This is a genomic window from Streptomyces sp. UH6 (genome assembly GCF_013421635.1).
Classification (GTDB): Bacteria; Actinomycetota; Actinomycetes; order Streptomycetales; family Streptomycetaceae; genus Streptomyces; species Streptomyces abyssomicinicus.
In genome coordinates this window covers 1-1,027 of sequence record NZ_JACADT010001437.1, presented here as the reverse complement: position 1 = coordinate 1,027, position 1,027 = coordinate 1, and the positions used below count along the sequence as shown (strand labels likewise).

Annotated in this window: 2 protein-coding genes; both read left to right on the top strand. The window is 72.9% G+C overall.

What is annotated here, in order from left to right:
- Positions 1–642, top strand: a 642-nt coding sequence (locus tag HW445_RS32425) for an ABC transporter permease (RefSeq protein ID WP_180224317.1), incomplete at its 5' end; no start/stop codon positions are given.
- The coding region (locus HW445_RS32420; RefSeq protein WP_180224316.1) for an ATP-binding cassette domain-containing protein at positions 618–1,027 on the top strand (410 nt) is incomplete at its 3' end. The genes HW445_RS32425 and HW445_RS32420, both read left to right, overlap by 25 nt.

The window sequence follows — 1,027 nt, the reverse complement described above, 5'->3', positions numbered from 1 at the left end:
GCCGCGACGGCCTCCGACCTGATCGCCGAGGGCCGCCTCCAGGACCACCTGTTCACGTCCGCCCAGCGGGCCGTGCTCGGTCTGCTGTTCGGCGTCGCGGCCGGGCTGCTGCTCGCCCTGGTGTCGGGCCTGAGCCGGGGCGGCGAGGCGGTGGTGGACGGCCCGGTGCAGATCAAGCGGGCCATCCCCTCGCTGGCGCTGATACCGCTGCTGATCCTCTGGTTCGGCATCGGCGAGACCATGAAGGTGGTCACCATCGCGCTCGGCGTCTTCGTGCCGGTCTACATCCACACCCACAACGGCCTGCGCGCCATCGACAACCGCTACGCGGAGCTCGCCGAGACGGTACGGCTCACCCGCGCCGCCTTCGTCCGGCAGGTCGTGCTGCCGGGCGCCCTGCCGGGATTCCTGCTCGGCATGCGCTTCGCGGTGACGGCGGCGTGGCTGGCGCTGGCCGTCGTCGAACAGGTCAACGCCACCAGCGGCATCGGCTACATGATGGAGCTCGCCCGGACGTACGGACAGACCGACGTGATCCTCGTCGGCCTGGTCGTGTACGGCCTCCTCGGGCTGGTCTCCGACGGCCTGGTGCGGCTCGTCGAGAGGAGGGCGCTGTCATGGCGTCGCACCCTGGCCGGCTGAGCCCGGCCGCAGTCCGGATCGACGGACTGGTCCGCTCGTTCGCCGGACGCCGAGTCCTGGACGGACTCGAACTGACGGTGCGGGACGGCGAGTTCGTCGCCCTGCTGGGCCGCAGCGGTTCCGGCAAGAGCACGCTGCTGCGGGCCCTGGCCCGGCTCGACCACGACGTGGAGGGCGAGGGCGGGCTGACCGCCCCCGAGGACGTCTCGGTGGTCTTCCAGGACGCCCGCCTGCTGCCCTGGAAGCGGCTGCTGGACAACGTCGTCCTCGGACTCCGCGCCCCGGACGCCGAGGAACGCGGCCGTGCCGCCCTCGCCGAGGTCGGCCTCGCCGGACGGGAGCGGGCCTGGCCCGTCGAGCTGTCCGGCGGCGAGCAGCAGCGCGT